Source organism: Brevibacterium sediminis (genome assembly GCF_024895295.1).
GTDB lineage: Bacteria > Actinomycetota > Actinomycetes > Actinomycetales > Brevibacteriaceae > Brevibacterium > Brevibacterium sediminis.
The window spans coordinates 142,628-168,085 of the sequence record NZ_JAHQRN010000001.1 but is presented as its reverse complement, the minus strand read 5'-3'; the positions used below and the strand labels follow the sequence as shown (position 1 = coordinate 168,085).

21 protein-coding genes are annotated in these 25,458 nt (G+C 64.2%); 8 read left to right on the top strand and 13 right to left on the bottom strand.

Features of this window, described 5'->3' with window-relative positions:
* Positions 1-232: 232 nt before the first annotated feature.
* The 4 genes from KTJ89_RS00745 to KTJ89_RS00730 form a co-directional block, all read right to left on the bottom strand.
* Positions 233-1,723 carry an MFS transporter gene (locus KTJ89_RS00745; protein ID WP_139469564.1) on the bottom strand — a complete coding sequence of 497 codons (1,491 nt, stop codon included), beginning with the start codon at positions 1,721-1,723 and terminating at the stop codon, positions 233-235.
* A 113-nt stretch (positions 1,724-1,836) separates the two neighbouring features.
* Positions 1,837-3,120, bottom strand: coding sequence for an MFS transporter (locus tag KTJ89_RS00740; RefSeq protein ID WP_259356607.1), 1,284 nt, complete (start codon positions 3,118-3,120; stop codon positions 1,837-1,839).
* Positions 3,121-3,209: 89 nt separating this feature from the next.
* On the bottom strand, positions 3,210-4,589 hold the full coding sequence (locus KTJ89_RS00735) for an LLM class flavin-dependent oxidoreductase (protein ID WP_259356606.1): 1,380 nt from the start codon (positions 4,587-4,589) through the stop codon (positions 3,210-3,212).
* Between the two features lie 58 nt (positions 4,590-4,647).
* Entirely contained in the window at positions 4,648-5,979 is a 1,332-nt protein-coding gene (locus tag KTJ89_RS00730; RefSeq protein ID WP_139469567.1) for an MFS transporter, read from the bottom strand.
* A 312-nt stretch (positions 5,980-6,291) separates the two neighbouring features.
* On the opposite strand from KTJ89_RS00730, the gene KTJ89_RS00725 reads away from it, so the two are divergent.
* The 3 genes from KTJ89_RS00725 (at position 6,292) to KTJ89_RS00715 (ending at position 8,729) form a co-directional block, all read left to right on the top strand.
* Complete coding sequence (locus KTJ89_RS00725) at positions 6,292-6,822, top strand: flavin reductase family protein (RefSeq protein ID WP_181270361.1); 531 nt, start codon at positions 6,292-6,294, stop codon at positions 6,820-6,822.
* Positions 6,823-6,883: 61 nt separating this feature from the next.
* The gene (locus tag KTJ89_RS00720) at positions 6,884-7,960 is read left to right on the top strand and encodes an Rv2578c family radical SAM protein (protein WP_259356604.1); all 1,077 of its coding nucleotides are present in this window, start codon (positions 6,884-6,886) and stop codon (positions 7,958-7,960) included.
* Positions 7,961-8,006: 46 nt separating this feature from the next.
* Positions 8,007-8,729 carry a DsbA family oxidoreductase gene (locus KTJ89_RS00715; protein WP_259356603.1) on the top strand — a complete coding sequence of 241 codons (723 nt, stop codon included), beginning with the start codon at positions 8,007-8,009 and terminating at the stop codon, positions 8,727-8,729.
* Positions 8,730-8,838: 109 nt separating this feature from the next.
* Here KTJ89_RS00715 and KTJ89_RS00710 read toward each other — a convergent pair whose 3' ends face one another.
* On the bottom strand, positions 8,839-9,495 hold the full coding sequence (locus KTJ89_RS00710) for a TetR/AcrR family transcriptional regulator (RefSeq protein ID WP_139469571.1): 657 nt from the start codon (positions 9,493-9,495) through the stop codon (positions 8,839-8,841).
* 133 nt (positions 9,496-9,628) lie between these two features.
* Between KTJ89_RS00710 and KTJ89_RS00705 the strand changes: the two genes are divergently transcribed.
* Together KTJ89_RS00705 and KTJ89_RS00700 are read left to right on the top strand one after the other, a co-directional pair.
* Positions 9,629-12,025, top strand: coding sequence for an ABC transporter permease (locus KTJ89_RS00705; RefSeq protein ID WP_259356602.1), 2,397 nt, complete (start codon positions 9,629-9,631; stop codon positions 12,023-12,025).
* A gap of 105 nt (positions 12,026-12,130) precedes the next feature.
* A complete protein-coding gene (locus KTJ89_RS00700) occupies positions 12,131-12,877 on the top strand; it encodes an MgtC/SapB family protein (protein ID WP_259356601.1) in 747 nt (248 codons plus the stop codon).
* 13 nt (positions 12,878-12,890) lie between these two features.
* On the opposite strand, the gene KTJ89_RS00695 is transcribed toward KTJ89_RS00700, so the two are convergent.
* Positions 12,891-13,460, bottom strand: a complete 570-nt coding sequence (locus KTJ89_RS00695; RefSeq protein WP_139469574.1) for a TetR/AcrR family transcriptional regulator — start codon at positions 13,458-13,460, stop codon at positions 12,891-12,893.
* Positions 13,461-13,584: 124 nt separating this feature from the next.
* Here KTJ89_RS00695 and KTJ89_RS00690 point away from each other — a divergent pair, with 124 nt between their 5' ends.
* Both KTJ89_RS00690 and KTJ89_RS00685 read left to right on the top strand, forming a co-directional pair.
* On the top strand, positions 13,585-14,769 hold the full coding sequence (locus KTJ89_RS00690) for an ABC transporter permease (protein WP_259356600.1): 1,185 nt from the start codon (positions 13,585-13,587) through the stop codon (positions 14,767-14,769).
* 105 nt (positions 14,770-14,874) lie between these two features.
* Entirely contained in the window at positions 14,875-15,702 is an 828-nt protein-coding gene (locus tag KTJ89_RS00685) for an MBL fold metallo-hydrolase (protein WP_139469576.1), read from the top strand.
* 46 nt (positions 15,703-15,748) lie between these two features.
* Here the strand turns inward: KTJ89_RS00685 and KTJ89_RS00680 are convergent, their stop codons facing one another.
* The 5 genes from KTJ89_RS00680 to KTJ89_RS00660 form a co-directional block, all read right to left on the bottom strand.
* Positions 15,749-16,924 carry a fatty acid desaturase family protein gene (locus KTJ89_RS00680; protein ID WP_229663882.1) on the bottom strand — a complete coding sequence of 392 codons (1,176 nt, stop codon included), beginning with the start codon at positions 16,922-16,924 and terminating at the stop codon, positions 15,749-15,751.
* 103 nt (positions 16,925-17,027) lie between these two features.
* Entirely contained in the window at positions 17,028-17,678 is a 651-nt protein-coding gene (locus KTJ89_RS00675; protein WP_139469577.1) for a response regulator, read from the bottom strand.
* Positions 17,675-18,955, bottom strand: a complete 1,281-nt coding sequence (locus KTJ89_RS00670) for a sensor histidine kinase (protein ID WP_259356599.1) — start codon at positions 18,953-18,955, stop codon at positions 17,675-17,677. Before KTJ89_RS00670 ends, KTJ89_RS00675 begins: the two co-directional genes overlap by 4 nt.
* Positions 18,956-19,100: 145 nt before the next feature.
* On the bottom strand, positions 19,101-20,474 hold the full coding sequence (locus tag KTJ89_RS00665) for a purine-cytosine permease family protein (RefSeq protein WP_248284042.1): 1,374 nt from the start codon (positions 20,472-20,474) through the stop codon (positions 19,101-19,103).
* A complete protein-coding gene (locus KTJ89_RS00660) occupies positions 20,471-20,950 on the bottom strand; it encodes a YybH family protein (RefSeq protein ID WP_259356598.1) in 480 nt (159 codons plus the stop codon). The genes KTJ89_RS00665 and KTJ89_RS00660 overlap by 4 nt, the downstream gene beginning before the upstream one ends.
* A 311-nt stretch (positions 20,951-21,261) precedes the next feature.
* Between KTJ89_RS00660 and KTJ89_RS00655 the strand changes: the two genes are divergently transcribed.
* A complete protein-coding gene (locus tag KTJ89_RS00655) occupies positions 21,262-22,527 on the top strand; it encodes an SLC13 family permease (RefSeq protein ID WP_259356597.1) in 1,266 nt (421 codons plus the stop codon).
* A gap of 39 nt (positions 22,528-22,566) precedes the next feature.
* On the opposite strand, the gene scpC is transcribed toward KTJ89_RS00655, so the two are convergent.
* Together scpC and KTJ89_RS00645 are read right to left on the bottom strand one after the other, a co-directional pair.
* Complete coding sequence (scpC, locus tag KTJ89_RS00650; RefSeq protein WP_259356596.1) at positions 22,567-24,072, bottom strand: succinyl-CoA:acetate CoA-transferase ScpC; 1,506 nt, start codon at positions 24,070-24,072, stop codon at positions 22,567-22,569.
* A gap of 10 nt (positions 24,073-24,082) precedes the next feature.
* Positions 24,083-25,432, bottom strand: coding sequence for an MFS transporter (locus tag KTJ89_RS00645; RefSeq protein ID WP_259356595.1), 1,350 nt, complete (start codon positions 25,430-25,432; stop codon positions 24,083-24,085).
* Between the last annotated feature and the right edge of the window lie 26 nt (positions 25,433-25,458).

The window sequence follows — 25,458 nt, the reverse complement described above, 5'->3', positions numbered from 1 at the left end:
CTCACACCCCACTGGCAATGAGTCAGGCCGGGCGATTTCGCTGCAGCCTTACATATGCGACTCGCAACCGCATCCGGGTCACGCGGGAACGCGGCAGGGGAACGGCCGAACGAGCATTTCACTCGATGGCATACCATTCATTCTCAATGTGACCGTTCCCGCTGGTCATGGCCGCTCGGGCACGTCCCATCTGAAGTGCACTGCTCTGGGCAGTCACCGCCGGTCGCGGGCCTCAGTCTTCGTGCTCGACGTCCTTGGCCGTCGGATCCCAGGCGACGATGCCGACGGCGATCGCACCCGCCAACGGTGCGCAGGCGACGATCCAGAACACACCGGTGCCCAGCGAGGCCGCAAGGATCGGGAACATGATGAGTGAGACGATCGAGAAGGCACGCAGGACCGACTGGTTGAAACCGATGCCGATACCGCGCAGACGGGTCGGATACGACAGGGTCGCATAGTTCATGAGGTTCGCTCCCGGTCCCCCGGCTTGAGCGAAGACGAACGCAGCGAGCATGGCCACCGCGACGAGGACGAGAGCCCCGTTCGGGATGCCCACGATCGCCAGCGTTCCCAGCGCCAGGGCTTGGATCACGAATCCGAACAGGGTGATCCTCCGGGTCCCGAAGCGGTTGACGATGCTCATGCCCAGGAGTCCCCCGAGCGTGCCGAAGCCCAGATTGATGACCAGTGAGGCGATGATCGTGATCAGCGGAGTCTGGTGGAAGAGCGTGGTGATGATGAGCGGGGTGCCGTAGGCGACGGCGTTGTAGCCGAAAGTCGAGAACACGGAGACGCAGAGAGCGACGATCGTACGGACCCGGTAGCGCGGGGAGAAGAGTTCGGCGAACCCGGCCCACCGTCCGCCCTTGGCCGAACTGTCCGAGGCGTTCGCGGTCTCGCGTTCCCCCTCGGGAGCGAGTTCGACATTGAGGTTGTGATGGCTGCGCATGACTTCGACGGCGCCGCGCAGATCGCCCTGGTTGGCCAGCCATTCGGGTGATTCGGCAAGGTAGCGGCGACGAACGAGGAGGACGATGAGGGCGGGCACGGCACCGAAGCCGACGACGATGCGCCACAGAATGGCATGTTGGTCGTAGGGCAGGGTGATGAAGATGATGAGCACGATGACGTAGCCCATACCGGTGGCGAAGTACCAGGCCGGCGACCAGGCGTTGACCCGCTGCGAGCGGTTCCCCTTGCCTTTGAGCTTGGAGAATTCGGCGAGGAAGGCCATCGCCACCGGCAGGTCGAGACCGACGCCGATGCCCATGACGAAGCGGAAGGCGATGAGGACCCATTCGTTCGGTGCCACGGCGCAGCCGATGGCTGCGACGACGAAGAAGACCATATCGGCCATGAAGAGTCGGTACCGCCCGAACCGGTCGACGAGGTATCCGCCGAAGAGAGCGCCGATGACGGCACCGACCATGATCGAGGCGTTGACGAGTCCGGTCATGAAGCCGTTGAGGCCGAACTGCTCCTGGATGGCGGTGATGCCGAAGGCCAGGGACGAGAAGTCGTAGGCGTCCATGAAGATCCCGCCGAGCGCGAGGATGATCACCGCCGTCGTCTTCGTCCCCTGAGAGCCGAATTCAGCGAGGATCGAATGGATATCGGCCGCCGAGGAGACGATGCGCGGAGTCTGCGTTCCGGCCTGCCTGTTCTGAGCGGCCGCGGAGGGTGTCTGTGCCGCGTTCGCGGCGGGATCTGTCGAAGTCACAGTTGACAAGTATGGTGTCGCGGCGGCCGCGCGCTGTCACCTGCCGTCACAGTTCGTCACGAACGCCGGTGCAGGCACAGCGCACCCGGAAACGCTGCAACCGGACTCACAGCTCAGTCGAGGCGGTGGCCGCGGCGCTCCGGAATGAGGAACATAGCGAGGAATTGGATGAGGTAGATGATCGGCAGCAGCGCCAGAGCGAAGCCGAAGCCGAGATGCCCCGCAAGAAGGGCGATGACGACCGGTGCCAGCCCCCCGAGGGCACGGCCGATGTTGAAGATGACGTTCTGCGCCGTCGCCCTGATCGCCGTGGGATAGAGCTCGGCAAGCAGCGCCCCATGGCCTCCCAGCATTCCGTTGGCGAAGGCGCCCATGAAGAATCCGCCGGCCAGCAGAGCACTCGGATCGGTGAGCTGGCTGTAGGCGAGGATGGTGACGATGGCTCCGGCCTGGAAGATCCAGAAGGCAGGACGTCGACCGAGGCGGTCGGCGACCTGGCCGAAGATGAGGATCCCGGCGAGCATTCCCATGACCGTCACCGCTGTCCACAGCGAACCCTTGGTGACTCCCAGATCCATCTGCTCGGACAGGTAGTTCGGCAGCCAGGTGATGATGCCGAAGTAGCCGAAGTTCTGCACGCTGGTGAGAATCGTCAGGGCCAGGGTGATCTTCACCGTGTCCCGATCCTTGAACAGCGCGGCGATCTTCGCACCGAAGGAGGTCGGCACTCCGTCCGTATCGAGGTTCCCACGGGCGACTTCGGCCTCCGTCTCCTCGTGTTCCCGGGCCCGGACGAAGGTCTCCGGCTCCTCGACTCCGCGACGGATGACGAAAGCGAAGACAGCGGGGACGAGTCCGATGACGAACAGTGCCCGCCAACCCCACAGGGCGATGACGGGAGCCGAGACGACGGCTGCGGCGAATACGCCGAGTTGGAACCCCACTCCCACCCATGATGTGGCCCGCGCTCGCTGGTCGGCACGCACCGCCTCGGCGGCCAGGGCCATGCCGATGCCGAACTCACCGCCGATTCCGATTCCGGCGATGAACCGGTAGGCTGCGAGATCCCAATACCCCTGCGCCAGCGCCGACAGTCCGGTGAACACCGCGAAGATGAGGACCGTCCAGGTGAGCACCCGTACCCGGCCGTGACGGTCAGCGAGGGCACCGAAGACGATTCCGCCGACCACTGCGCCAAGCAGAGTGATCGTCGACAGGGACCCGGCTGCGATGTCGCTGAGCCCGAATGAGGCGATGATGCCCGATAGGGCGAAGCTGAGAATGAGGAGGTCGAAGCCGTCGAGTCCGTAGCCGACAGCCGCGGCGACGAGAGCTCTGCGCCGGTATCCGCGATCGCCCGAATCATCAGTGGTGGTCAGCGGAGTCGATGCACTCATTCGCGGTCTCAGTTCGGTTCACGGATCGGAAAACGGCCGCAGACCATTATGCCCCACGGCCGTTCCCCGATTCGTCGGACCCCGTGTGATCAGACGCGGGCACCCTCGCCGAGGCGGAACCGGGCACCCGTGTGGTCCTCGGCCAGGCGGGGGCCGGCCCCGGTGAGCTGCTCGCGCACCGTGGCACCTGCGGTCGGTTCGGGCAGGAGTCCGCGGCGGCGCAGTTCGGGCGAGACGTACTTCGTGAAGCGTTCGGCATCGGCCGGGCGCACGGCCGCGGCGATGTTGAATCCGTCGATATCGGCTTCGGTCATCCACCGTTCGAACTCGTCGACGATGGTCTCCGGCGATCCAGTGATGACCGGTCCGCGTCCGCCGAGGGCGACGAACTCCGCGAGGTCCCGAATCGTCCAGGGTTTGTCTCCGGCCATGGTGGTGAAGGAGGCGAGCGCGGATTGGTTGGCTTCGGTCGAGACGTATTCGAGGGTGTCTTCGGGGTCAGCTCCCGAGAGGTCGACTCCGGTCCATCCGCCGAACAGGGACAGCGCGGATTCGGTGTCGACGTAGCGGCGATAGTCGGCCAGGCGAGCCTCGGCGGCTTCGTCAGTGTCGTCGACGATGACGGTGGCCAGAGCGAAGATCTTCACCGCGTCACGGGCGCGTCCGCGCTCTTCGAGTCCGTCACGGACCTTGTCGACCCAGCTGCGCAGGATCTCCGGGGTCGGTCCGGAGAAGAAGATCGACTCGGCGTGGTCGAGCGCGAATTCCTGGCCGCGTTTGGATGCGCCGGCCTGGAAGAGCAGCGGGGTGCCCTGCGGTCCGGGGACGGCGAGCGCCTGACCGGGGACGGTGAAGAACTTGCCGTCGTGGCCGATGTCGTGGACCTCGTTCGGGTCGACGAAGACGTTGGCGTCGGCATCGGCTTTGAGTGCGTCCGGAGTGATCGAGCCCTCGAACAGCTTGTACATGACCTCCATGAACTCATCGGCCCGGTCGTAGCGCTCATCGTGCGGGATCTGGCCCTTGAGCCCGAGGTTGCGGGCAGCGGAGTCGACATAGCTGGTGACGATGTTCCAGGCCACACGTCCGTTCGTGAAGTGATCGAGGGTGGTCAGGGTGCGGGCGAGCAGGTAGGGCTTCTCATAGGTCACCGAGGCGGTCACGCCGAATCCCAGCGTCGTCGTGGCTGCGGCCATGGCGGGGACGGCGACGAGGGGGTCGAGCAGTGGGAACTGCACTCCTCCACGGTTCGTGACATCCGCGTTGCCGCCGTACACGTCATAGACGCCGAGGATGTCGGCGAGGAAGAGGGAGGAGAATCCGCCGTCCTCGAGGTTCTTGGCCAGGTCCGTCCAGAAGGACAGTTGGGTGAATTCGTCGACTCTCGATTCCGGGTGGCGCCACAGTCCGGGTGACTGGTGGACCGGGGTCATCATGTCGAAGGCGTTGAGCAGAATCGGTTTCGTCATAGGAGTCTCCTAATCATGGTGGTGCGATGGGTGCGGGCCGACGTACCGGCGGGTGTGTTCAGGCCGCGGTGCGCGCGAGCGCTCGGGCAGGATCTTTGGCGCCGATGGCGGCGATGAGCGAGAGGACGCACAGCAGGGTGAGGTAGCCGCAGATGAGCCACGGCGAGTGGCCGCCGGCGACGTAGAGCAGGGCCGCGACCATCGGCATGATTCCGCCGCCGATGACGGTGCCCAGCTGGTAGCCCATGTTCACACCCGAGTAGCGGACTTCGATGGGGAACTGTTCGGCGAACCAGGCCGCCTGGGGACCATAGACGGCATCGTGGGCGAGATTCATGCCGAGGATGACGACCAGGGGTAGCAGTCCCAGCGGACCTGCGTCGAGGAAGGCGAAGAAGAACCAGCCGAATACTGCGATGCCGATGAGTCCGAAGATCGTCACGGGCTTGCGACCGATCCGGTCCGAGGCCCACCCCCAGGCCGGTCCGGTCACCAGTCCGACCGCCGAGGCGATCATGACGGCTGTGACTCCCGAGGTCGAATCGCCGCGATTCTCCGCCAGGTAGCTGAGCATGTAGACGGTGATGAGGTAGAAGACGCTGTTCTGTGCCAGGCGCAGTCCGATGGTGACGAGCAGGACCCGCGGATGAGCGGTCAGCACCTCCCGCAGCGGTGCTTTGGCGACCTTTCCGGAATCCTTGAGCTCCTGGAACTCAGGCGCATCGGAGACGCCGAGGCGGATCCACAGTCCCAGTGCCACGAGCAGCGCGGAGGCGAGGAAGGGGATGCGCCAGCCGAAGGCCTCGAACGCTTCATCACTCATCAGGTTCTGGACGAGGAAGAAGGAGCTGGTGGCCAACAGCATTCCCGCCGCAGATCCGATCTGGGTGAAGGATCCGAAGAGACCGCGTTTGCGGGCGGGTGCATGTTCGACGGACAGCAGAGCCGATCCGCCCCATTCGGCACCTGCCGACAGGCCCTGGACGATACGCAGAACGACGAGGGAGACAGCGGCCCACCAGCCGATGGCGTCGAAGTTCGGGACCAGGCCGATGAGCGTCGACGCCGTCCCCATGGACAGAAGGGAGACGACGAGCAGAGCCTTGCGACCTACACGGTCGCCGAGGTGGCCGGCGACGATTCCGCCCAAGGGCCGAGCGAAGAATCCGACGGCGAGAGTAGCGAAGGACGCGAGTCGGCTGCCGAGCTCACTGTCGGAGGGGAAGAACTGGACGTTGAAGATCAGGGCCGCGGCGGTGCCGTAGAGGTAGAAGTCGTACCACTCGATCGTCGTCCCGGCGAAGGCCGAGGCCAGCACCCGCTTCTTTCCGGACAGGAACCGCTGCGGCGGGTCCTGGGTGCTCGGTGCGGTGACCGGCGTCTGCGTCATAGGGTTCTCCTCTGCGGCGGGGTTCGGGAGGCTCGCTGCCTGACGAGCGCATGATTCGCTGAGCAATCTATGCCCGAACCCCGTCACCGGCCGCACGTTTCCGTCACGCCCCGACTCTCAGCGTCATATGCGGTCATAAGTCGTCTTCATATGACCTCGGCCACGACACCGGCGCCTCCGCTTTGCAATGATCGACCTCAACGACTCCGACAGACGAACCCACACTCTTGGATTGCTCAACGGATCGGTGAGCGTCATCGCATCAACTGGCATCTGAGACACCGACGACCACACGAACGCAGAGGTGAAGGAATGACACTCTTGGCAGACCGCACCGCACAGTCACCGGCCCCGGTGACCCCCGCAACACCTGAGGCTCTCCGCGAGACCTTCTCCCATTTTCCCCAGGGGGTCGCCTTCATCGGCGCCGAAATCGATGCGGCGCCACTGGGCCTCGTCGCCTCCACCCTCACCGTCGGCGTTTCCCTCGACCCACCATTGGTCAGCGTCGCCGTCCAGAACACATCGACCACTTGGCCCACCCTGCGGCGAGCCCCCGAGCTGGGGATCTCACTGCTGGGCACTGACCAGGAGCACCTGGCCAGGCAGCTGGCAGCCAAGGACCGCAGTCGACGATTCACCGGCGTCAGCCCTGAGATCACTGCCGGAGGCGCACTGACGATCCCCGGCAGCTCAGCGTTCCTCTGGACCCGGCTCTACGATGAGGTCGCGGCCGGCGACCACACCGTGGCCCTGCTCGAGATCCTCGGCACTCGCAATGACGACGGACCCGAGGCCCTGGTCTTCCACCGCAGCGAGTTCAAGGGACTGCGCGTTTCCTGACCTCGCCTGAGTGTCACGCCCCACCCTTGACTCACATTCGAACTCATGTTCGAATGATGTCATGCGGTGGAACGAAGCGAGCGCCAGCACCGACCCCAGCACACCTGTCCTCTTCGGGACGAAGGGACTGGTCCGGTCGGTGCAGACGCCGGAATTCTCAGGAATCACCTTCCACGAGGTGCTGGCGAAGTCGGCGCTGAACAGGGTTCCCCAGTCCAGCTCGATGCCCTTCTCCTGGACCGTCAACCCCTACCGCGGCTGCTCACACGCCTGCGTGTACTGCTTCGCCAGGAACACTCACCGTTACCTCGATCTCGATTCCGGGACCGACTTCGATCGCCAGGTCGTAGTCAAGATCAATATCGCCGATGTCCTCGCCGCCGAGGTGGCGCGTCCGACATGGAAGCGAGACCATGTCGCACTCGGCACGAACACCGACCCCTATCAGCGCGCCGAAGGCCGCTACTCCCTCATGCCGGGCATCATCAGCGCACTGGCCGAACAGTCGACTCCGATGTCGATTCTGACCAAGGGCACGCTGCTGCGACGGGATCTGCCTCTGCTGGCCCGCGTCGCCGAAGACGCTCCTGTTGAGATCAGCATGTCGATCGCCGTTCACGACGACGCTCTGCAGCAGAGACTCGAACCCGGCACGCCGACGACGAAGGCCAGGCTGGCCACCGTGCGCGCGGCCGCAGAACTCGGGTTCGATGTCACCGTTTTCATGATGCCGATCATGCCGAAGCTCACCGACTCCCGTGACCACCTCGAATCCGCTCTACGGGCGATCAAGGACGCCGGAGCCGCGCGAGTCGTCTACGGGGCGCTGCACCTGCGCCCCGGCGCCCGCGAATGGTTCTTCGAATGGCTCGAACACAACCGCCCCGAGCTGCTCCCCCGCTATCGCAGGATGTACGCCGGCTCATCCTACGCATCGAAGGAGTATCGTCGGTGGCTCAGTGAGCGCATCAACCCCCTTATCGACCGATATGACCTGCGCGGACGCAGCGATGACGACTACCCTGCGACCTCGCGGATGCGCGGTCGCCCAGAGTCGAGCCGAAACCGGCAGACGGTGGGCGTGCCAGCGGCTCCGACGCAGCAGCTCACCGCCCCATCGCAGCAGGCTCTGTTCTGAGCCGGACCTGCGGAATAACCATGAGATGGACACGGTTGGCAATGATATGAAGATTGAGATCTGGTCGGACATCGCCTGCCCCTGGTGCTATATCGGAAAACGTCGCTTCGAGGATGCCCTCGACGGCTTCGCTCACAGGGACGACGTCGACGTCCAATGGCGCAGTTTCCAGCTCGATCCGAGCCTGCCCGATCACTTCGACGGCACCGAGACCGAATACCTCAGTCAGATGAAGGGCATGCCCGCCGCTCAGGTGCGGCAGATGTTCGACCATGTCACAGAGCAGGCTGCCGGAGTCGGCCTGAACTACGACTTCGACTCGATCGTCGTGGCCAACAGCTTCACCGCCCACCGCTTCCTCCACTTCGCCAAGACCCACGGACTCATGTCCGAGGCCAAGGAGATGCTGCTCTCGGGCCACTTCGAGAAGGGTCGCGACATCGGTGACGTCGACTACCTCGCCGAGGTGGGACGTGAGATCGGCCTCGATCCCGACGAGGTCCGCCGGATCCTCGCAACCGATGAGTACTCGGACGAGGTGCGGGCCGATATCAGTGAGGCCCGCGCGCTCGGCGCCAATGGAGTCCCGTTCTTCGTCATCGACCGCAAGTACGGGATCTCCGGAGCCCAACCGGCGGAGGTCTTCTCTCAGGCACTCGAGACGGCCTGGGACGAAGGGCAGAAGCTCACGGTGCTCGGCGGCACTCCGCAGTCAGCGGGCAAGGACTTCGCCGTCGGCGCCGCCTGCGGCCCCGACGGCTGCAACTGACCAAAACACCTGTTATTGCTACCTGACGGCGGCCCAGCAACCTCGCGCGAGGTTGCTGGGCCGCCGTCAGGTAGTAATAGCAAGAGGTCCGGGCGGGGCTGTCAGCTGATCAGAGCAGGGGAACGCTCGGGTAGCGCACGGCACCGTCCGGGTCGGTCACCGGTGCCCCGAGCATTCCCGCCGCCGCATCGATGAGGAAGCGGCCGACCTGTTCCCAGCTGCCCTTATTGGCGTCTTCATTCATCTTCGCCTCCTGGTCGGCGCAGACGCCGACGACCATGCTCCCCAGCAGATAGGCGCGACCGCGCAGAACCCCTTCGGGGATCCCGTCGACCGCTCCGTTGATGAATCGCAAATCATCGGGCAGGTCCGCGTCCCCGATCACCTCTTTGGCCACCTCGACGGCGGAGGGGACAGCCGAGATCTGAGACATGAACTGCGCCCGCCAGCTCGGCTTCGGAAGACTGTCGAGCAGCTCGATGAGCGGGCGCAGACGAGTCGTGACGAGCTCGTGGATGTTCGGCGTCTCGCCCAGCTGCTCCGTCAGCTCACGCCTGCGCCGAGCCATTTCGTCATGGTGGCGCTCGACGAGTGCGCGCAGCAGCCCCTCGCGGCCGCCGAAATGGTAAGCGATCGCCGAGTGATTCGCAGCCCCCGCGTGTTCGACGATGCGCCTGTTCGATACCGCATCGATCCCATTGCGCGCGAACAGCTCTTCGGCGGCGTCGAGCAGGGCATCCCGCGCCCGGTCACTCTGGATGGTCATTCCCTCATCTTTCCATTCGCTCTCGAAATCACAAGTTCTCGATTTCACAATTTTAAGTCACGTGTCTTAAACTGGCGAAGTTCACCGTGGTCGACGAGGATCACACGATTTCCGATCCTTGAAGGGGACGACAATGTCCGATAGCCAACCGCGAACGAGAAAAGAGGCCCTCGAGTCCGAGCACCCGACATCGCACCCGGCATCCGACTCCGAGGCCGGCTCGACTGCGACCACCGAGGACCAAGCAGCGGCCAAACGCGCGAAGGCCGAATTCATCGGCCGCACCGTTGCGATCTTCCTCATGCCGCTCATCTTCGTGGGCATGATGATCACGAGCTACCTGGGGACGATGCACTCCCCCGAAGCCAACGACATGCCCATCGTGGTGGCGGGGTCATCGGCCAAGGCCGATGATGTGACATTTGCGATCAACGGCGCCGAACCCGACGCCTTCGAAATCGAGACGACCGATGATGTCTACGACGCCCGCCAGGACGTCTATGACAGGGAGGCCTCGGCGGCGATCATCGTCAAGGGCGATACCGCGACGATCGTCACCGCCAGCGGAGCCGGGGTCCAACAGTCGACCACCGTCGAGCAGCTCGTGCGTCCCGCGCTCGCTGAAGACGGTTTCACGGTCAAGACCGACGACATCGTCCCGTTGCCGGACAACGATCCGTCCGGGATGGCGGCGATGTTCCTCATGACTTCCATCGTCATGGCCGGCTACATGCCCTTCAGCGTTCTGCGGTCGAATTCGCCTGAACTGCTGAAGTTCAAACGCATCGTGCCGATCCTCGCCGGGTGGTCGGCTGCCATCGCCGGCCTCGTGTGGACCGTGGCCTGCCCGATCCTCGATGTCGTCGATGTCAAGGACACGGCGGCCGTCCTCGGCATCGCCTGGCTGGGCGTTTTCGCCATCTCCTCCGTCCAGCTCTTCATCACCCGCCTCGTCGGGGCACTGGGTGTGATTCTCGGGATCCTCTTCCTCATGGTCCTCGGCATGCCGTCGTCGAATATGGCGATGCCGGTGTACAGCATGCCGAAGTTCTTCCGCTTCACCCACGAGTTCCTGCCGATGCCGGCGATCGGCGAGTCCCTGCGCTCCGTGCTCTACTTCGACGGCGACGGAGTCACCGGACACCTGTTCGTCCTCGCCCTCGGCGCGGTGGCCGGCCTGCTGCTGACGAAGGTCTACGACCACTTCTACGCCAAGCGCAATGAACACCCTGTGCCGCTGGATGTCAATGTGGCAGCGATCCACGGCGGCCGGAGGCCGGATACGAAGCTCATGCGCTACATCTCGCTGACCCTCTTCCCGCTGGCGATGGTGACCATGATGATCACGTTCATGCTCGGAGCGATGCATTCGCCGACGCCGAAGGACATGCCGGTCGCGGTCGTCGGGTCCTCGGTCGAACAGGCCGAAGACACGATCAAGCAGCTCGATGAGCAGATGGACGGAAAGTTCGAGTTCACCGCGCTCGATGACAAGGGCGAAGCCCGTCGGCTCGTGGAGAACCGCGATGAGGTCGCCGCGCTCGTCCTACCCAGCGAGAAGAATCCGGATTTCGAGCTCTTGGCCAACCAGGCCGGCAACAACGCTTCCTACCGTGTGGCCGTACAGGTCTTCGAACAGGTGGCTCAGGCGCAGGACTCCGATCTCACGGTCGACGACCTGAAGCCCTTGCCCGATCGGGACAAGAACGGCGTGGTTGTGATGTACGTGGCGATGGGATGGATCCTCGCCGGCTTCATGGTCGTCATCGTTGCCGCTAACGCCAACCCGTGGACCAGGCCGCTGAAGCGGATGCTGCCGATCATCGTCGTCTACGCACCGTTTATGTCGCTGGTCGTCGCGACCATCGCCGGTCCGATCACAGGAGCCGTCGACGGGCATTTCGCGGCGCTGTGGGGTGCCGGCATCATCGCCATCGCCTGCATCTCCATGTTCGCCATGGTCTTCGAAAGGCTCTTGGGCATGTTCGCGATCATCCCGGTCATCGGCACGCTCATGTTCGCCGGCGTGCCGTCGTCGAACGGAGCCCTCTCGCAGTATATGGTGCCGAAGTTCTTCGCCACATTGCACGATTTTCTGCCGATGGCCGCCTCGGTCGAGACCATCCGCTCGATCCTGTATTTCGACGGCGATGTCGTGACCGAACATCTGCAGGTCCTCGGCCTGTGGGGACTGGTGTCGCTGGCTCTCGTCTTCCTCATCGATGGCATCAAACCGCCGCGCACGGCCCATGATTTCGGCAATCTCCACCTCGAACGCGAGCGAGAGATCGCCAAGGAACAGCGGAAGCAGGCATTGGCGTTGGGCATGTCCCCGGATCATGCGAAATCCGACGCCGAGGCGGCCGATCAAGACTCCGCGCCCGGCCAGGAGTCGTACCAGACCGTTCAAGGATCCATCGTCGACGACGGCACCGACGCACAGGAGTCTGATCGCCGGCCCCCGACCGCCGGCGACGGCCAGGCCCGCAGCCGCAGACCTCACGAGGAATCGATCCCCTCCACAGTCTGACCTGCTACCTGACGGCGGCCCAGCAACCTCGCGCGAGGTTGCTGGGCCGCCGTCAGGTAGTAATTGGGGGTTGTTCGTTGGGTGTGGGGCTATGGTGAAGGCACTATGGTCAACTCCGCGTCGCTTGAGAACATCATGAGCAGCACCGGCCTGCTGGAAGCCGGCCTGCTGCTGGCCAGCTTCGTCCTGTGTTCCCTCATCGGCTTCGAGCGGCAGTTCAGGCAGAAGGCCGCCGGGTACCGCACCCACGTGCTCGTGGGCATCGGCACCTGCGCTTTCACTCTGATCTCCGCGTATGGATTCGCCGGAGTGCTCGAGAACGACGTCCGCCTCGACCCTTCACGAATCTCCGCGCAGATCGTCTCCGGAATCGGTTTCCTCGGCGCCGGAGTCATCTTCAAAGGACGCAACATGGTCCGCGGACTCACCACCGCCGCAACGATCTGGGTCACCGCGGCCGTCGGAATGGCCTGCGGTGCGGGAATGCTGCCCTTGGCCGCCATGCTCACTGCTCTGCACCTGTTCACGCTGTTCGTCATCGCGCCTCTCATCCGCAAGATCCCCAACAGCGACCATCGCAAACTCCTGCGCATCACCTACCACGACGGGGCCGGTGTCCTCCGCGAGATCCTCGCTCTGGCCGGCCGAATGGGTTTTGCGAATACCATCGTCGATTCGCGCCGCTTCGAGTCCCCCGACGAGACACGGATGGTGCAGGTCGATGTGAGGTTCGACGGAAAGCGGCCTCTGCACCTGCTCGTCGCCCCGCTCATGGAACTGAGCGGCGTCGATACGGTGAGCATGCGCGAAGACCGCGTCCACTCGGTCGATGACGACGGCGATTCCGTATGAGCAGCCGACGAGCTCAGAAATCGACGCTGGAGATCACTGCTTCGATTCCGGCCCGGACCCGCAGCCGGGAGGATTCGCCGAAGACGGTCGACTGGACGACGGCCCCCTGGATCATTGCCAGCAGCCCGGGCACCATTGCCGCGGCACGAGCCCGCGCGCCTTCAGCGTCCGCTCCCCGCTGATCCTGCAGATAGGCAGCAAGATAAACGGTGAATTCTTCGATGAGCGTCTCGAAGACCCCACCGGCGAAACTCGCGAACTCCTTGTCGTAGGAAGACTCCCCCCAGACCTGAACCATGACCGAGGCGAACGGATTGTCGATGAGCAGGGAATCGATGAGCTCGACGAACACCTCGGCAGGAGCTGTCACCTCACTTCCGGACTTGGCCGCCTCGAGCACCGCCATGCGCGGCTCCATCACCCGGCGGGCGACGTCGATCATCAGGTCGGCCTTCGACGCATAGTAGACATAGACCGCTCCGGCCGACAGCCCCGCTTCCTTGACGATGTCGGCCATCGACGCACCGGCGAACCCCCTGCGCGCGAAACAGGCCAGCGCCGCATCCTGAATCCTGGCACGCATCGCACTCCTGTGCTCCTCGGTGACCTTCGGCACATCTCCCCCAAAAAACGAATGACCATTCTTGATATATCCTAGCGGATGGATTCATAATGAACGAGTATTCGTTTTCGATGATTGGACAGACATGCCGACCCAGATACTCAGCAGAGAAGACAAGGCCGACCACTCGGCGGTGAGCGAGACACCGGAGAAGGCGGCGCAGGCCGCTCCCCCACAGTTCGGACGCGCGATCCTCGTCGCCGTCCTCGCCGCCGCCGTCGTCAGCCTCGTCATGCTCGCCTTCAGCTGGCCGACCGTGACCTCGGACCCCAAAGACCTGCCGATCGCAGCGGTCGGAGACGAAGAGCAGATCGACCAGATCGCTGAGAACGCCCCGGACGGCATGCTCGATCTCAAGACCGTCGACTCACGCGCCGAGGCGGTGAACCTCATCGAACAGCGAGAGGTCTACGGCGCCTTCGTCCTCGAGGACGAACCGGAGATCCTCATCGCCAAGGCCGCCTCCCCTGCTGTCGCGCAGCAGCTCAGCGGAATCGGTACCCAGATGCAGCACAACATCGACCAACAGGCGATCTCGGGCCTCCAGGAAGGCACGAAGAAGATGCAGGAGCAGATGCAGAAGGCTCTCGAGGCCGCTGCCTCCAGTCAGGCCCCGCCGCAGGGCAACCCGGCCGGAGACGGCGCCGATCCGGCCGCCTCGGCGACGGAGGTTCCGCAGGTGAAGATCACCGACGTCGTGCCGCTCTCCGACGACGATCCCTCCGGTGCGGGACTGGCCATCGCGGGTCTGCCGTTGACCCTTGGCGGCATCGTCGGCGGTGTGCTCACCAGCATGGGCATCCGTTCACGACGGATGCGCCTGGTCGGCACCATCGTCTACGGAGTCGTCGGAGGACTGGCACTGGCCCTGATCATGCAGACCTGGTTCGGGATCCTGCAGGGGAACTTCGCGATCAATGCCCTGGCGATCGGCTTGTCGATCGCGGCCACGGTCGGCCTGATCAACGGCTTCGTCTCCCTCATCGGACCTGCCGGCATCGCGTTCGGTGCAGTGCTCACCATGCTCATCGGCAATCCGATCGCCTCGCTCAATCAGCCGAAGGAGTTCCTCGCCGGCTCCTGGGGCGATATCGGTCAGTTCTTCGTGCCCGGAGCGGCGGGCACGCTGCTGCGCGATCTCTCCTACTTCCCTGACGCGCCGTCGGCTCTCCAGTGGTGGGTGCTCAGCGCCTGGCTCGTCGTCGGCATCGCGCTCATCCTCGTCGGCCACGTCCTCGCCCACAGGAAGGCGCACACGGCCGCCCACTGACAAGCTGCCGCGTCGTTGGACTCCCATCGATCCTGGTCTTCACTTCATGTGAGGACTAGGCTCGGTGGGAGTCTGTGGTTTCCTCTGTGGAACCGAGAGGATGACATGGTGGCATTTTCCGATGTGACGATCTGCCGCACCTGCGGGGTGGAGACGACGACGCCTCCACCACAGCTGTGTCCGATCTGCGAGGACGATCGGCAATGGGTTCCTGCCTCCGGCCAACAGTGGACGACTCGGGCAGACCTCGAATCCGAGGGCCACCGCATCGCCACCACGGAGAGGGAACCCGGTCTCTTCGCCATCCGCGTCGAACCGAAGCTCGGGATCGGGCAGACCTGCTATCTCGTGTGCACCGATTCCGGCAATGTGCTCTTCGATGTTCCCGCCTATATCGACGCCGAGGCGGTCGCGGCGATCCGGGACCTCGGCGGAGTTGCGGCGATCGCCGCCAGCCACCCGCACATGTTCGGCACCCAGTTGGAATGGAGTGCCGCATTCGATGGAGCTCCCGTCTTCGTGTGCCGGGCCGACCTCGAATGGGTGCAGCGGACCGGCCGGGCCGTCTGCCCCTATTTCCACGAGGCGGAGCCGGTGCCTGGGGTGAGGCTCCGGAGGACGGGAGGTCATTTCCCCGGCAGTGCGGTGGCAGTCTGGACGGGCGCCGACGGCGCCGGGGTCATGCTCAGCGGCGATTCGATCGGTCCGGTGGCGCGATCGGGGTGGGTGACGTTCATGCGCAGCTTCCCGAATTATCTGCCGTTATCGGCCACGGTCGTCAGGCGCATCGCCGCCTCGGTGATCGATCTCGACTTCGACCGCATGTACGGCAACTTCGGTCAGTCGATCGGTTCCGGGGCACACTCTGCAGTGCAGACCTCAGCAGAACGCTATGCCGAATGGGTCTCCGGCGACCACGATCACCTCACCTGAGTTTCCCCCGACGGTCCCTCGGTGCGAACCGAATAAGGCCCGCCGGTCAGCGCGACCGGAACTGCGCGGTGACGGGACAATCGAAGGGGTCTGCTTCGCCGAGGCCCACCCGGTTGAGGTAGGCGATGATGATCTTGTAGGACTCGAGCAGAGTCGTCTCGGTGTAGGTGATGTCCTTCTGGCGGCAGTATTCGCGGACCATCGGCTGCACCCGGTGCAGGTTGACGCTCGGCATGCTGGGGAACAGGTGGTGTTCGATCTGATAGTTCAGACCGCCCATGAGGAATCCCATGAAGCGACCGCCGGAGATATTGCGTGACATCAGCGTCTGACGGCGCAGGAAGTCGATCTTCACATCTTTGGGTACGATCGGCTGTCCTTTGTGGTTGGGGGCGAATGATCCGCCCATATGCACGCCGAAGACGGCGAGCTGGACGAGGAAGAAGACGCTGCCGATGAGAGGACCTGCCGCCCAGATGGCGAGCGCAGGGAACCCGATGAGGCGGATTCCGATGAAGACGCCTTCGATCCAACGGCGTTTGATCGACGACTGTCCCCGGACGATGGCTTTGACGGATTCGACGTGCAGCTGGAGGCCGGCCAGGGTCAGCAGCGGCAGGAAGAACCAGCCCTGACGTGCGGCGAACCATTTGGCCAGGCCTGTGCGTTCACGTGCATCCTCGGGAGTGAAGACGAGGGCGCCAGGAGCGATGTCTCCGTCGACTCCGGCCTTGTTCGGATTGGCGTGGTGAAGTGCATTGTGCTTCTTCAGCCACCATCCGTAGCTCAGTCCGATGAAGAGGTTGCCGATGATCGTCGACACCCACTCCCCCACCTTTCCGCTGGTGAAGATCTGCCGGTGTGCTGCGTCATGGGCGACATAGGCGGTCTGGGTGAACAGTGCACCGAAGACAACTGCGGTCGCCATCTGCCACCAGCTCTCACCGATGAGGAAGAGCATGGCGAAGGATGCGACGTAGCCGAGCCCGAGGAGGACGAAGCGCAGGGTGTTCCAGCCCGGCCGTCTGGCCAGCAGGCCCGCTTCTTTGACCTGCGCCATCAGCGCGCTGAAGTCGCTGGTGAATTCCTGTTCGGCGGTTCCCCTCTTCGCTCGCCTGCGTTCGAGCACTGCGGCCCGCGTGGCCCGATCCGGTGCCGGAGTCGACAGTTCGGTCGCAGTTGGGGAAGACGGTTCGGAAGTCATGAGGTCAGACGGGTTCATGGTTCCCACCGTATGGATGCCCGCGCCGTTTTTCGTCACCCCTGGGAGCCGTTCTTCACCCCCTACTCGGGTAGGGGGTCCGAGGTGAGGACAGGTGCAGAACTCAGCTGTTGGGGACGATGAGACCTGATTCGTAGGCGGCGATGACTGCTTGGGCGCGATCTCGGGCATCGAGTTTGTACAGGATCCGGGAGACGTGGGTCTTCACGGTCTGCACTGCGATGTGCAGACTCGCCGCGATTTCCGTGTTGGACGCTCCGCGGGCGACTTGGATGAGGATCTCGCGTTCTCGGTCGGTGAGTTCGGGCAGCGCTGTGCGGTTGGGCTTCTGTCCTCCGGTGGCGAAGTGTTCGATGACTCGTTTCGTCACGCTCGGCGCTAGGAGCGCTTCGCCTCCGGCGACGATGCGGACCGCCTCGGCGAGTTCACTGGGCGGGGCATCCTTGAGGAGGAAACCGCTGGCCCCGGCGCGGATGGCATCGAAGACATAGTCGTCGATGTCGAAGGTGGTGAGCATGATGATCCGGGTCTCGGCATTCGCGGCGACGATCGTGCGGGTTGCTTCGATTCCGTCCATCAGCGGCATTCGGACGTCCATGAGGACGATATCGGGGCCAAGGTCGGCGACGAGCTCGACGCAGTGTGCACCGTCTTCGGCCTGTCCGATGACCTCGATATCTGCATGAGCGCTCAGCAGCGCGGCGAAGCCGGCGCGGACCATCGCTTGGTCATCGGCGATGACGATCCTGATCATGGGGTCTCCTTGTCCGTGGCCGAAGTGTCCGTGACCGGTGTGTCGGCGCTCGGTTCACCGTCGTCGGTCGAGCGTTCGCGGGGCGAAAGCGGCAGCACTGCTTCGACTTCGAAGCCTCCGTCGGCAGTGGCTCCGCTGCGGATCTCCCCACCGACGGAGGCTGCCCGTTCGCGCATGCCGATCAGTCCCTGCCGGCTGTGCTTCTCGTGTTTCGCGGCCTCGCCGGGACCGTCGCCGTGGTCATTGGTGACGCTGATCCAGACGGCTGAGCTGCCACCGCGGATGCTAATGGCGATGGCGGAGTTGCGGGCGTGGCGGATCGCGTTGCTCAGGGCTTCTTGGATGATGCGGTAGCCGGCGAGTCCGGTGCTGTCGCGCATGAGGTGGTCGATCGGTTCGCCGCTGCGTTCGACGGTGACCTGCACTCCGGCCTGTCGGGCCTTCTCGATGAGCGGGTCGATCTCGGAGAACTTCGGCTGCGGCGCCAGTTCGCCTCCGCCTTCATCGTTGCGCAGGACGCTGAGCAGTCCGCGCATCTCGGTCAGCGCTGTGCGGGCGGAGCTGGAGATGTCTTCGAACTCTTTGGCCACTTCTGAGTCGATCCCGGCATGGCGGAACGGTGCGCTGGAGGCCTGGATGTTGATGATCGACATGCTGTGGGCGACGATGTCGTGGAGTTCCCTGGCGATGCGGGCCTTCTCCTCGATGGTCACGCGTTTGGAGTGCTCCTCCGCGGTGTTCTCCTTCTCCTGGACCAGTTGGGAGCGGATGAGCTGCCATTGCTGGATGATGACCGCGGCGAGGTAGACGCCGCCGGCGATGCAGGAGTAGATGAGGATGTTGACAATGGCACCGTCGGTGCGGGTGTCTGCGACGAGCAGATGAGTGATGAGCACCGCGGCCGCCGAACTTGCGATGCTGCCGAGCAGTGCAGCCAGGGCCACTCCCCAGTGGGCGCGGAGGCCGATGACGAGGATGATGACGATCTGAGTGATCATCATCGGAACCATCCACGGCCACGGCACACCCGACACGAGCGGCCCCAGCAGCGGCAGCACAGTGCAGGCGGCGATCGACATGATCGTGCCGAAGAGCGGGCGCAGCATGGACAGCGGCATGGACCCGACGTGGACGATGGTGACGACGAAGGCCAATGCGACGGGGGCCTCATTGACCGAGACGGCGATCGACGATTCCACCGCGAGCATGACGATGGCAAGCACGATCACCGCGACCCAGGCCAGCGCCTCGGGGTTGAGTCGACGGTTCGGGGGCATGAACCTGTCGAATACTACCATCACAGACACCCGGTTCCCTTCTGTGATTCCGGCCGACCGTTGCGATCATAGCGCCTGTGCTGCTTCATCACCTGTGAACGGCACATAGTGGTCAGTTCGCGGCCCGGAACCGAGAACTCCCCGTTCAGCTTCCGCGGATCCCGTCGGCCAGGTGCGCATGCCGAGTTCCCGCGAACTTCGCTCGGCTGCCCCAGGACAGCACGAGGTAGAGCACGAAGGAGATGGCGAAAGACGGGATCGTCGCGCCGATCGGGCTGGGATAGGCGTAGGTGAGCACATAGGACGCCAACGCCCCGAGGACCCACACCCCGACGGCCACCCAGTTGACTCCGCGGGTGTAGGAGTAGAGGCCGCCGGAGTCCTTGAGGATGTCGGGTGAGTAGGCACCGCGTTTGATGATGTAGTAGTCGACGATGAGGATGGCGAAGACGGGGACGAAGAACGCCCCGATCATCGTGAGGAAGTCGGTGTACTGGTCGAGCAGGGCCAGCCAGGTCGAACCGATGATCGAGATCGCGCCGAGGATGAGGGCCGTCGGCAGGAACTTCAGCTTCGTCCTGCTCTGTGCGCCGACGACGGAGTTGACCATTCCGTAGACGACCATCGTGTTCGTGGCCATGACGGAGAGGAAGATGACGATGGCCAGCGCCCATCCGAATTCCGCGGCTAGGGCCGTCGGGTCGAATTCGGCCGGGTCTCCCCCGTCGAGCAGGATGAAGCTGAACGCAGTGAGACCCAGCAGCATCGCCAGCACGGTCGAGGTCAGGTAGCCCAGACCCGATCCGACGATTCCGGCCTTCTGAGTCCCGGCCAAACGGTTGAGGTCGCCGGAGAGCACGGTCCAGGAGATGGCTGTGGAGATGACGATATCGAGTGCGAGGACCGGAGTGAACTCGAGCTCCGGCAGGCTCTCGATTCCTGCGTATTCGCCGGGTGAGTGTCCCGTGAACGCGATGACGAATACATAGGCCATGACCAGCAGGATGAGAAGAGCGAACCAGGGTTCGGCCTTCTCGATCCCTTCGTGGCCGAGGATCGCCAGTCCGACGACGAGCGCCTGGCAGAGCACTGAGAAGAGGATCGGGTTGGAGAATCCCGTCGTCTGTGCGACGACGTAGTTGACGCTGATTCCCGCCAACATGGCCTGCACCCAGCTCCAGCCCATGAGGATGATGACGTTGGCGGCGACCGGCAGGAAGCTGCCCTTGGCGCCGAAGGCACCGCGGGTGATGGCCATGGTGGCCAGGCCCGTGCGGGTGCCGATGTTGCCGATGAGCGTGAGCACGACGGTGCCGATGAGCGTGCCGACGATGATGACGATGACCGCTGTGGTGAAGTCGACGCCGGGGACGAACAGGGTTCCGGTCAACAGGGTCGTGACGACGAGGTTCGCGGCCAGCCAGATCATGAACATCCGTCCCCCGCTCAGGGTTCCGCGGATGACTCCGGAATCGTGGCCGGATTCCAATCGCTGTTCCAAACGGCGGTACCAGTTCACTGCGCGACCTCCTCGGCGCTGGGCTTGCTTTCGGCGGCACTGGGACCAGCCGCCGACGAGCTGTCGGCAGGGTCCGGGACCGTGGAGAGGTGTTCGTGGATGGCGATGAGTCCACCGTCACCGAGGCGGCGGAAGACGATCGATTCGCGTTCCCGGTACGATTCCCGCCCGTCTGCGGTGTTCACGGTCGTATCGACGGTGTGGGAGAACACGGCTCCACCGGGGAAGGTCTGGACGAGCTGGTCCGATGACGCGCAGGCGGCCACTGACCAGCCGTCGGCCAACCACGAAGCCCACTCCCTTTCATATTCCGCACGAGTGTTCAGGCGTCGCGCTTCGGGGTGGAAGACGAACGAGGCGTCCTCGGCGAATCGGGAGAAATACGACTGAGTGTCCGTGGCGGCGAAGGCATCGACGATCGCCGAGGCGGCCGTGAGCACATCGGATTCGCTGGGTTCCGGTGTGGATTCGTTCATGATCGACGGCGACCTTTCGCAGACTGAGAGAAGGAGGATGCCGCGCTGAGTCCAAACGACTCTCGTGCGGCCCGATGAAGCTGAATGACACACTAACGAGTCTGTGATCGTCCGCACTATCCGCGATGGACGAATTCTGCCCTCAGTTATACGAAGCGGCGAATCGGCTCCTGAGTCCTTCCGCTGAGCGTCGCTGTGAGTTCATATGCCGAATGGACCTGATCGCACCAGGTGACATGCATTAATTTGAGTCGCATGCCCATGTGCCGCCGGACATTCCGCGGCTGACGTTCGAAGGAGAAGCTGAACCCATGAGTGCAGAACTGATCTGCGTAATCGTCCTCGGACTGATGTTCGTCATCGGAACCTGGCGGGACATCAATATGGGCCTGCTCGGCTTCATCGCGGCCGCGGGCGTCGGCGGCCTCGTCCTGCACCAGGCGCCCGAAGAGTTCCTCGCAGGATTTCCCGTCGACCTCTTCCTTACGCTCGTCGGCCTGACCTATCTCTTCGGCTTCGCCCAGAACAACGGCGCGATCGAAGTGATCGTCCGCTGGTGCGTGAAGCTCGTCGGCGGGCGCATTGGACTCATGCCCTGGATCTTCTTCGCGCTGACAGCTGTCCTCATCTCGCTCGGGGCGCTCTTCGCCGTGGCCATCATCGCGCCGCTGGCGCTGTCGTTCGCGCGGCGTCATAGGATCAATCAGTTCATGGTCGGTCTGCTCGTCGTCCACGGCGCCCTGGCCGGCGCGTTCTCGCCCATCAGCGTCTACGGCATCTTCATCAACGACTATCTGACGAAGAACGGCCTCACCCCTGCGCCGCTGACCTTGTTCCTCGCCCCGTTCATCTTCAATACCGTCTTCGCGGTCGTTGTCTGGTTCGTCCTCTGTCGCCGGCCAGGACTGCGCGCGGAGGCAGATGAGGCTCACCCCCACCCAGGGTCCGAATCCGACGGCGGAACGACCATCCGTCTCACACGCTCTCAGATCCCGACCCTGATCGGGCTCATCGCGATGGCGCTGTCCGTGATCATCTTCAGCTGGGATGTGGGCCTGGTGACCATCACGATCTCGGTAGTGCTCGCCGCCATCGACCCGGCCGCAGGCAAGGCCGCGCTGTCGAAGGTCTCATGGTCGATCGTCATCCTCATCTGCGGAGTGCTCACCTACATCGCCGTGCTGCAGGAGGCCGGAACCGTCGAATGGGTCTCGGCCGGCATCTCAGCGATCGGCGTCCCCCTGCTGGCAGCGCTGCTGCTGTTCTACATGTCCGGCCTGATCTCCGCGCTGGCGTCGTCCTTGGCGATCATCGGAGTCGTCATCGCCCTGGCGGTGCCGTTCCTCGAGTCGGGTGACGTGCATGTCGGAGGGTTCGTCGCGGCGCTGGCGATCGCCGCGACCATCGTCGATATCAGTCCGTTCTCGACCAACGGCGCGATGCTCCTGGCCAATGTCCATCCGAGCATCCGCGACCGCTACTACCGACAGATGATCGGCTACGCCGGCCTCATGTGCCTCATCGGGCCAGGACTCGCCTGGGTGGTCGCCGCAGTGCCGACCGTGGTCAGCGGCTGAGCAGCCACTGCGGCAGGGCCGAGCGGCTGTCGCTGCCGCTCACATATGCCCCGTCGACAGGAACGTCTCGTGCCAGGACAGGGCCTCGGCGAGGATGTGCGGGGTATGCCGACCGGTCGGATTCGCGGCGATCGCACGCTCGAGGTAGTCGTTGAGACGATCGCGGTAGTCCGGGTGTGCGCAGTTGTCGATGATCTTCCGTGCCCTGGCCACCGGCGGCAGTCCGCGCAGATCGGCCAGGCCCTGTTCGGTGACCAGGATCTGAGTGTCGTGTTCGGTGTGGTCGATATGGCTGGCGAACGGCACGATCGCAGAGATCGCTCCCGCTTTGGCCTGCGAATTCGACACGAAGAAGTTGAGGTAGGCGTTGCGGGCGAAGTCACCGGAGCCGCCGATGCCGTTGATGATCGACGAACCGGTCACATGCGTGGAGTTGACGTTGCCGTAGATATCGGCCTCGACCATCCCGTTGATGGCGATGATGCCGAGGCGACGGATGGCTTCCGGGTGGTTCGACATCTCCTGGGTGCGCAGCAGGATCCTGCCCTTGTACGACTCGATCCGGTCATTGAAGTCCGCTGCCCGTTCGGCCGAGAGCGAGAACGCCGTCGCCGACACCGCGGTGAGCTTTCCGCTGTCGATGAGGTCGAGCATTCCGTCCTGGATGACTTCCGTATAGGCCGTCAGTCCCGCGAACTCGCTGTCGGCGAGATTGCCCATCACCGCATTGGCGACATTGCCGACTCCCGACTGCAGCGGCAGCAGCTCCGGCGGCAGCCGATCTGCGGCGATCTCATGACGGAGGAAATCAACGAGGTGGCCGGCGATCTCCTTCGAGTCCTCGTCGGCAGGTTTGAACGGCAGGTTCCGGTCCGGAGCGTTCGTCTCCACCACGGCGACGACCTTCGCCGGGTCGACACGCAGATAGGGGTCACCGATGCGCTGCATCGGCTCAAGCAGCTGAATCGGCAGCCGCTCGGGCGGACGCCGGGTTCCGTAGTAGACATCGTGGAAGCCTTCGTAGCCGCGCGGATGCCAGTCATTGACCTCGAGGATGACCTTATCGGCCAGGTCGAGCCATGTCTTCGAGTTCCCGACCGAGCTGCCGGGAACGAGCAGACCGTTGGGCAGGATCGCCGCGACTTCGACGACGGCGACGTCGAGGTTGCCGTAGAACCCGAACCACGCCTGCTGAGCCGAATGGCTGAGGTGAGTGTCGACATACGCGGTGTCACCCGAATTGATCGAGGCCCGCATCGCCGGATCGGATTGGAACGGCAGCCGTTTGCTCACCGCGTTCGCCTCGGCGAGTACCCCGTCGAGTTCCGGCGCCGTCGATGCTCCCGTCCACAGTTCGATCCGGAAGTCCTCACCCCGATCATGGGCGGCCTGAGCGCGTGCGGCGACCGCCCCCGGCACTGCCTTCGGGTACCCGGAACCGGTGAAACCGCTCATCGCCACGCGTTGGCCATTGTCGATATGGCGGGCTGCTTCCTCAGCGGTGACAGTCTTCGTGCTCAGTTCGGGGCAGGTGATTCTCGACATGACTCGCAGTCTATCGGGCGGCCGAGTGCCCGGCCGAGGCGGTCCCGCTGTCGCGGCCGGAGCCGCCGTATCCGCTGTCGAAACGTTCGGCGTCGACGTCGCCGAGAGCAGATGCGGGTTCGGCATCCGGTACCGCAACCGCAGCCTTCGACTGCCGAATCACCGTCTGCGACAGACTCGGAACCGGAATCGTGACGATCGTCGCCAGCAGCAGGGCCAAGGTGAAGATCATCGTGCCGATGACCAGCGGCATACTCAGCGCCAGCACTCCGACGACGACAGCCGGAGCACCGGCCCCGGCATAGAAGGCGAGATAGAGTGCCGCGGAGATGCCGGCTCGATTCTTCGGGGGAGTGAGCACGTCGATCTCCCGATTCGCTCCCCAGTAACTCAGCCCGTGCCCGATGCCAGTGGCCACGGCCGCGAAAACCATGATGACCTTCACCGCCGCGGGACTGATCTCGGGCAGATTCGATGACAGCAGGAGTGCCGCCCCGAGTCCCATGAGCGTCAGCCCCAGGGTCTGAGCCGCCCGAGGTTGGAGCTTCGGGGCTATCAGTTGGCTCGCGGCCGAGACGACGAGCACCGAGCCGACGATGAGGCCGGAGGTCAGAGTGCCCGAGCTCGGAATGATCGACTGCGCCATCGAAGGCAGCAGAGCAAGGAAGAGGCCGAGCGCCGTCCAGCCGATGAACCCGGTCAGAGCGGCGATGTTGAAGCTTGTGCGCATGGCGCCGGGCACTGACGGCCAGGTCGGCCTCCACCGCTGCCGAGTGATCGGCCGCTGCAGCGGCATCATCGCGATGAGAACCATGACGATGACGATCAGGACCACCATGACGAGGAACGGCAGAGCGAGCGGCGCCGTCGACAGCGATGACACGACGCCTGCAAGCATCGGGCCGAGGCCCGACCCCAAGACGAATGAAATCGTCGCCAGAGTCGACCCCAACCATACTCTCCTCGCCGGCGAGGCCTCGACCATGAGAGCGATTCCGGCGCCGGTGCCCAACCCGAGTCCGATGCCGACCAGGGCTCTGCCGATGAACAGACCGGCGACTCCCGCCGTGTCGATCCCGAAGATCGCAGTGCCGAAGCCGACCAGAGCGATCGCCGCCAGCAGCACCGGCTTGCGGCCGAACGCATCAGCAGCCGAGCCGAACAGCAGCAGCGACGGCAGACAGCTGAAGACATAGGTCGCATAGAGCGAAGTCATCATGGACTCCGACATCCCGTGGGCCTCTTGCAGCAGCGGATACAGAGGGCTGGCCATGTTCGCGGCTGCCGAGAGAGTGAGCAGAACCAACGCACCGAACCACAGCTGTCGCCTCGTCCCTCTGATACGTGCGTTCTCGGCCAAACGGAACCTCCGTCTCTTCGCGTCGT